At 37.7% G+C, this 7,174-nt stretch carries 6 protein-coding genes; all 6 read left to right on the forward strand.

The window, feature by feature from the left end:
• The coding region (locus QZL64_RS01670) for an OPT family oligopeptide transporter (RefSeq protein WP_296309129.1) at window positions 1–1,858 on the forward strand (1,858 nt) is incomplete at its 5' end.
• A 214-nt stretch (window positions 1,859–2,072) separates the two neighbouring features.
• Window positions 2,073–3,374, forward strand: coding sequence for an ABC transporter substrate-binding protein (locus QZL64_RS01675; RefSeq protein ID WP_021840318.1), 1,302 nt, complete (start codon window positions 2,073–2,075; stop codon window positions 3,372–3,374).
• Window positions 3,375–3,480: 106 nt separating this feature from the next.
• Window positions 3,481–4,359 carry a carbohydrate ABC transporter permease gene (locus tag QZL64_RS01680; protein WP_021840319.1) on the forward strand — a complete coding sequence of 293 codons (879 nt, stop codon included), beginning with the start codon at window positions 3,481–3,483 and terminating at the stop codon, window positions 4,357–4,359.
• On the forward strand, window positions 4,349–5,176 hold the full coding sequence (locus QZL64_RS01685; protein ID WP_021840320.1) for a carbohydrate ABC transporter permease: 828 nt from the start codon (window positions 4,349–4,351) through the stop codon (window positions 5,174–5,176). Before QZL64_RS01680 ends, QZL64_RS01685 begins: the two co-directional genes overlap by 11 nt.
• Window positions 5,176–6,261, forward strand: a complete 1,086-nt coding sequence (locus QZL64_RS01690) for an ABC transporter ATP-binding protein (protein WP_021840321.1) — start codon at window positions 5,176–5,178, stop codon at window positions 6,259–6,261. The genes QZL64_RS01685 and QZL64_RS01690 overlap by 1 nt, the downstream gene beginning before the upstream one ends.
• Before the next feature lie 8 nt (window positions 6,262–6,269).
• On the forward strand, window positions 6,270–7,037 hold the full coding sequence (locus tag QZL64_RS01695; protein ID WP_021840322.1) for a sugar phosphate isomerase/epimerase family protein: 768 nt from the start codon (window positions 6,270–6,272) through the stop codon (window positions 7,035–7,037).
• The last annotated feature ends 137 nt before the right edge of the window (window positions 7,038–7,174 follow it).

Here is a 7,174-nt window from a genome sequence, read left to right on the forward strand (position 1 = left end):
GCCTGCCGGTACTTTATCGGCTGTTATTTTCGTTTTGCCGGGCCTCTTGATGCTAGGCTATTGGCAAGGCTTCCCTTACATACAAACTTTATTACTTTGTGCCTGCGGCGGTTGTTTAGGTGTATTATTTACGATTCCGCTTCGTCGTGCCATGGTAGTAAACAGCGATCTTCCATATCCGGAAGGCCGTGCTGCTGCTGAAATTCTTAAAGTAGGCAGTCAGAATCATGGCGACAGCGCTAAACAAAGCGCCAGCGGTATGAAAGAAATCGTAAGCGGCGGTATTTTTGCCGGTATCATCAATCTTTTCACCAACGGCTTCCATTACTTGGCCGGTGAAATGAGCTTCTGGTTCGGTGTTGGCCGCGGGGTTACTCAGTTCCCTCTCGGCTTCTCCACTGCCTTACTCGGTGCCGGTTTCCTTATCGGTATCTCCAGTGGTATCGCTATCTTGGTTGGTATGATTATCGCTTGGGGCGGTTTCGTGCCTTACTTGACCAATGTATTGCCTATGGGCGATGCTAAGTCGGTAGAATCCTTCGCTATGGCCGTTTGGAAAGAAAAGGTTCGTTTTATCGGTGCCGGATGTATCGGTATTGCCGCTATTTGGACCCTCATTACCTTGGCAAAACCAATTGTTGAAGGTATGCGTATTTCCGTTCAAAATATGAAAATGTCCGGCGAAGAACGTGAAACTCATCGTATGGATACAGATATGAAGCCTTCTACTATCGCACTTGTATTCTTGCTTATTTTAGTTGGCCTCGTTGTTTGTTTCTACTCCTTCGTAAGTGCCGTTGACATCAGTCCTGCTCTTATGTGGACACTCGTTATCTGCGGTATCGTTATCGCTCTTTGCATCGGCTTCTTCGTAGCTGCTGCCTGCGGTTACATGGCCGGTCTTATCGGTACATCCGCCAGCCCAATCTCCGGTATCGGTATTTTGGGTATCATCATTTCGTCCCTCGTAGTATTCGCCATTGCATCTGCCAATGACTTATTCGCTACTGACGCAGGCGTAAAATTCGCTACTGCTATGGCCTTATTCATGACCAGTGTGGTTGTTTGTATTGCCGCTATTTCCAACGATAACTTACAAGACCTCAAAACCGGTCAACTCGTAGGTGCTACACCTTGGAAACAGCAGGTAGCTTTACTTATCGGTTCCGTAGCCGGCGCCATCGCTATCGCTCCGGTTCTTAACCTTTTATACGAAGCTTATGGTTTCACCGGTGCGTTACCTCGTGCCGAAATGGATCCATCCGCTGCCTTGTCGGCACCGCAAGCTACTTTGATGACAACAATTGCGCAAGGTATCTTCAGCTCCAATCTTGATTGGGATTACATCCTTATCGGTGTGGGCATCGGTATTATCGGTATTATCGTTAACTTAGTATTAAAGAGCACAACAGCTACTTTATCCTTACCGCCATTGGCTATCGGGATGGGTATCTATTTACCGCCTTCCCTCGAAATGCCGCTCGTTATCGGTTCTTTAATGAGCTATTTCGTTGGCAAATACTTAGTAAAACGTGCTAAAGAACGTAGCGGTGAATTGGCTGATGCCGATGTTGAACAATGTAACCGTCGCGGCGTTCTCTTCGCTTCCGGTATGATCGTAGGCGAAAGCTTAATCGGTGTAATTATTGCGGTTATCATCGTTATCTCCGTAACTTCCGGCGGTGGCGAAGATCCACTCAGCATGGTTGGCAAAGACTTTGCAAATACTGCTGAATGGCTTGGTTTAGGTGTCTTTATCCTCACAATTGCTTACTTCGTAAATCTTGTATTATCGACTAAGTTCAATCGTGAAGAAGCGCTCGAAATCCAACGCATTAACGAAGAAGAACATAAATAAAATCTTACAAATCTAATCATGAAAACTGTCATGTCCGAAAGGATGTGGCAGTTTTTTTATCTCCTACAAAAATCTTACAAAACCTTGAAAAATTTTTATTAAAATTTACATTTTTCATCTTGAATGTTTACACTATTATGATTTAATGAAAAATATGTGGTGCACTAAATTGTAATCTAGTATATTAAAACCTTATTCAAGGTAGGAGGAAATCATGAGATTAAAAGCCATTTTATCCGGCCTGTTTTGTATGCTGGCCTTGCTCGTACTTGCAGGTTGTGGCAACTCAACTTCAAACAGTGGTTCAGCAAATGACAAAGTAGTAGAAATTGAATATTGGCATGTCGCATCCGATAGTTTTGGTGGACAAACAGTTCGTGAATTGGTTGCCGATTTTAACAAAACACATCCTAATATTAAAGTCACTGAGAAATTTAATCCGGATATGTACAAAGGCTTAACTCAAAACTTACAGGCTGCTTTAGCATCTGGCCAAACACCAGACGTAGTGCAAATGGGTTGGAACTTCTTAAACTATGCACACGAAAACTTTGAAACGGAAAATATTGATAAAATTTTCGCTGATGCAGGTGATCCTAATTTTATAAAAGATACCTTTGAACCTAATATTGCTCGCTTAGCACAAACAGATAACGGCGATCAAGTCGGTGTTCCTTACTCCTTATCCTTACCGGTTTTATACTATAATCCGGATATCTTTAAAGCTGCCGGTTTAGATCCTAATAAACCACCGAAAACATGGGAAGAAGTAGCAGAATATGCTAAACAAATTAAAGAAAAAACAGGTAATCCGGCATTCTTTATGCAAGAATATGCCGATACTTGGACCAATCAAGCACTCGTTGAATCCAATGGCGGCACCATGTTAACTCATAAAGACGGTAAATGGCAGGCCGGTTTTGATACCCCTGAAGCTGCTCATGCTTATCAAGTAATTGCCGATATGGTTAAAAACGGCACAGGCTTACACGCAACTAATGAAGAAGGTTTCCAAAGCTTTACTTCCGGTAAATTAGCTATGGTAGCAACTACCATCGGCAAACGTGCTAATTTTGAAAAATCTTCTAACTTCAAAGTAATGACTACAACCTTCCCTGCCTTTGGCAACAAACCAGTTAAAGTGCCTGCCGGCGGTAACTTCCTCATGATTCTCAGCAAAGATAAAGCTAAACAAAAAGCCGCTGTTGAATTTGTAAAATACTTGGAAAGTGCTGAAAACTTAACGAAATGGGATACTGGTACCGGTTACTTACCGCCACGTAAAAATATGGCACAAGAAGGTCCATACAAAAAACTAATTGATGAAAACGAAAATATAAAAAAAGCCATGGAAATGCTTCCTAATGTAACACCTTGGGTTAGCTTCCCGGGACAAAATGGCTTACAAGCAGAACAAGTGTTAATTGATGCCCGAGATGTTATCCTTAACGGTAGTAAAACTGCATCTGAAGCGTTACACGAAGCAGCTTTAAAAATTAACGATTTACTGAAGTAATATTTCAAAAAATTTTCATATTGTAAAATTAATGCCATTAGAATCAGTAGACCTTAGATTTTATTTTTATCTATTGATTCTAATTGTGCTTAGAAGGAGTTTTAATATGAATCGTCTTTCAAAATCAGGCTACTTACTGTTCTTGCCGGCTGCATTCTTCTTTTCAATCTTTTATTATTGGCCTTTACTCGTCAATGTAGTTCTTAGTTTCTTCTCATGGAATATGGTAAGTTCTAAGATTAAGTTTGTTGGAATTTCAAATTATACAGATATCGTTCAAACGGCAGAATTTTATTCTGTAATTGTAAATACAGTTTTATTTGTCCTATTTCTTTTAATTTTTAACTTTGTATTACCTTATATTTATTCTTATATCTTAGCTTATGTTCTTAAATACGGGAAAAATCTATACAAAGTATTTTTCTTTATGCCTTCGCTTTTTAGTCTATCCGTTGCAAGTATTCTGTTCTTATGGATATATAATCCATTAGCGGGACCTATTGATGCCATTTTACAAATATTTGGTCTTGATTCTCCTCGTTGGCTGAAAGAACCAATTTTAGTTATTTTCTCTATTAGCATGATTATTGCTTGGAAAGTATTTGGCTATAACTTTATTCTTATGTTGGCTGCCATGATGTCCGTTTCCAAAGAAATGATTGAAGCAGCTCGTTTAGAAGGAGCCTCGGATTGGGTCATTTTACGTAAAATTATAATTCCCCAAACATCTTCGTCAGCAATCTACGTCTTTGTTATTACCGTGGTATTCGGCTTACAGTACGTCATGATTCCGGTCAATATATTAACTCAAGGCGGACCTAATCAAGGCAGTGCAAACCTCGTATACGTTATTTACCAATATGCTTTCGTATTCTATCAAGTCGGCAAATCGGCGGCGTATGCTGTGTTAACGATGTTATTATTCGTTATATTTGCTTGGTGGCGTAATAAAGTATTAGATAAGAAGGTATACTATGAAAATTAATCTAAAAAAAGAACTTATCGGCCATATCATCCTTATAGTTTCGCTGCTCATTTGCTTATGGCCTATTGTATTTCTAGTATCGGCTTCTTTAAAAGATTTAAATCAAATCTTTCAGTACCCTTTGAATCCGCTACCGGAAAATCCAACATTATCCAACTATTTTACAGTATTGGACCGATTCCCTATTTTCCAATTTACCGGTAATACCTTTTTTATTGCCATTACGGTTACTATTTTTAAGATCATAACCAGCTTATTAGCAGGATTCGGATTTGTTTACTATCGATTTAAAGGCAGAGAATTACTATTCAATTCCATGGTTCTGACCTTTTTTATTCCTATGTCTGTGTTAATCATGCCTAATTATTTATTGATCTCTTCATTGGGACTTCTAGACACACCTTACGGTGTTATTCTCGTAGAAATTGTAGATGGCATGGGTATTTACTTAATGCACCAAACTATGCGCAGTATTCCAAAAAGTATTTACGAATGTGCCATTTTAGAAGGAGCTTCACCGCTATATATCTTATGGCACATTATTCTCCCCTTAGTAAGACCATCAGTAATCTCCATTAGTATTATGTTCTTTATCAATGCTTGGAATGAATATTTTTGGCCATTGCTTATTTTAAAAAGTAAAACAGAATATACCTTAGCTTTAGCATTACCAATGTTTATTAGTGCCGAAGGCGGCAGTGAATGGGGCCTGGCTATGGCACTTGCCGTACTTACCAGTATTCTACCTTTTATTTTATTCATCATTTGCCAAAAATATATTCTCAACACATTTATTCAATCAGGAGTTAAAGGATAATGCACAATATAGTTTTTAATAAAGTAAGTAAAACCTACCACGAAAAAGAAATCATTAAACAATTAAGCTTTGAAATTAAAGAAGGGGAACGAGTGGTCTTGTTGGGACCTTCCGGTTCTGGTAAAAGTACGACTCTTCGTATGATTGCCGGTTTAGAAGACATTAGTGATGGCGAATTATATATGGGAGAAACTCTAATCAATGATGTACCTGCGGGAGATCGTAATATAGCCATGGTCTTTCAAAACTACGCTTTATTCCCTCATTTCAATGTATGGGATAATATTGTATTCGGTCTAAAACTACAAAATCTACCTGAGTCTGAAATCAAAGAACGGGCTAAAGCTGCTATCGAAATGTTAAATTTAAAAGGCTACGAAAATCGCCTGATTCAATCTCTATCGGGCGGTCAAAAACAAAGGGTTGCCTTATGTCGTGCCATCGTAAAACAATCGCCGTATTTTTTACTAGACGAACCATTAGCAAATCTGGATGCACAACTTCGTCAACATGCCCGCCAAGAACTTATTAAAATCCATGAAAGCTGTAACTCTACTATGATTTATGTTACTCATGATCAAGTAGAAGCCATGACTATCGGTCAAAGAATCGCCATTTTACACGAAGGCGTCTTACAACAATTCGACAGACCAGAAATTGTATATGATAATCCGGCTAATTTATTCGTAGCCTCATTTATTGGTACGCCAGCTATGAATCTATGGCCTTTAATAACTAATAACGGTCAAGTAACCATCGGGTCTTCTACATTGGAGTTACCGCCATATGTAAAAGAAAAACTTACAACGCCGGCACTTACCGTAGGTATTCGTCCGGAAAAATTACGCCTTGTTCCGGTAGAACGAGCTATGTTACATGGAGAATGCCAATGTATTGAAAATATAGGTAATATTCAAAACTGTTTATTTCAAGTGAATGATATGATTAAAGGATTTATTCAATTTTCAGGATTAGAAAATAAAATTAATATCGGTGATTCATTGGGCATTAATTTTAATTGGAACGACGCTTGTTTCTTTGATAGCGAAACCGGCATTAATTTAAATTCAAAACAAAGCCACTAGGAGGAAACATGAATACTATTGCGATTAGCGATTTACTATTTCCTGCATTTGAAAAAAATGCACTTAGAAATTTACCTCAAAATTTTGGTATGGAGTTTTTTGTAGAATTTGGACCGGTTGAATATTGGCGTTCTTTATTGCCACAATTTAATATTCAATCACGACCTATATCTTTGCACGGACCTTGTGTAACCGTCAATTTGGCCAATCCGGATGATACTCAATATTTAAGCCGCTATGAAAAAGATATTACTTTCGGCAAAGAAATTAATGCTGAATTTATCGTTGTCCATACAAATGAACAATGGTCAGGAAATAGAAAAGATATACAAAACTTAGTTATCGAACGTCTTCAAGAACTTGATAAATTGGCTCAAAATATTGCCGGGCCTCGTCTAGCCGTAGAAAATGTAGGTTTATTAACAAATAATCTATTCAATGAATCCGAGTATATTGAACTCTTTACTAAGTTTCCTAACATTGTTTCATTGATTGATGTAGGCCATGCTAATGTTAATCAATGGAATTTACCTTATGTAATTCAAACTTTAAACAAAAAGATTATTGCTTATCATTTACATGATAATAATGAAAAAAAAGACGAACATCAGCCTATCGGTACCAGTTCTATCAATTGGACAGAATTATTTAAAGCAATCAACACATATTCACCAAATGCCACTAAAGTCTTAGAATACGCCAACGGCACTTTCAAATCTATGGACCAATTATTAGAGCATTTGAACTCTATAGAGTCTTTAATGACAACAAAATAAACTATTAAAAACAATTACAAAAACGGCCATACTTAACTTTAAAAGGTTAGTATGGCTATTTTTGTAAGTGAAACTATATTTTGTTATAATGAAATTAATTACTAATAGTAAATTGCAATATGAAATTGAACACTTTT

It is taken from the genome of Veillonella sp. CAG:933 (assembly GCF_000431435.1).
GTDB lineage: Bacteria > Bacillota > Negativicutes > Veillonellales > Veillonellaceae > Veillonella_A.

What these genes read in the sequence shown, in the direction of transcription:
- QZL64_RS01675 (WP_021840318.1), top strand. Translation starts at nt 2,073, where the DNA reads ATGAGATTAAAAGCCATTTTATCCGGCCTGTTTTGTATGCTGGCCTTG.
- QZL64_RS01680 (WP_021840319.1), top strand. Translation starts at nt 3,481, where the DNA reads ATGAATCGTCTTTCAAAATCAGGCTACTTACTGTTCTTGCCGGCTGCA.
- QZL64_RS01685 (WP_021840320.1), top strand. Translation starts at nt 4,349, where the DNA reads ATGAAAATTAATCTAAAAAAAGAACTTATCGGCCATATCATCCTTATA.
- QZL64_RS01690 (WP_021840321.1), top strand. Translation starts at nt 5,176, where the DNA reads ATGCACAATATAGTTTTTAATAAAGTAAGTAAAACCTACCACGAAAAA.
- QZL64_RS01695 (WP_021840322.1), top strand. Translation starts at nt 6,270, where the DNA reads ATGAATACTATTGCGATTAGCGATTTACTATTTCCTGCATTTGAAAAA.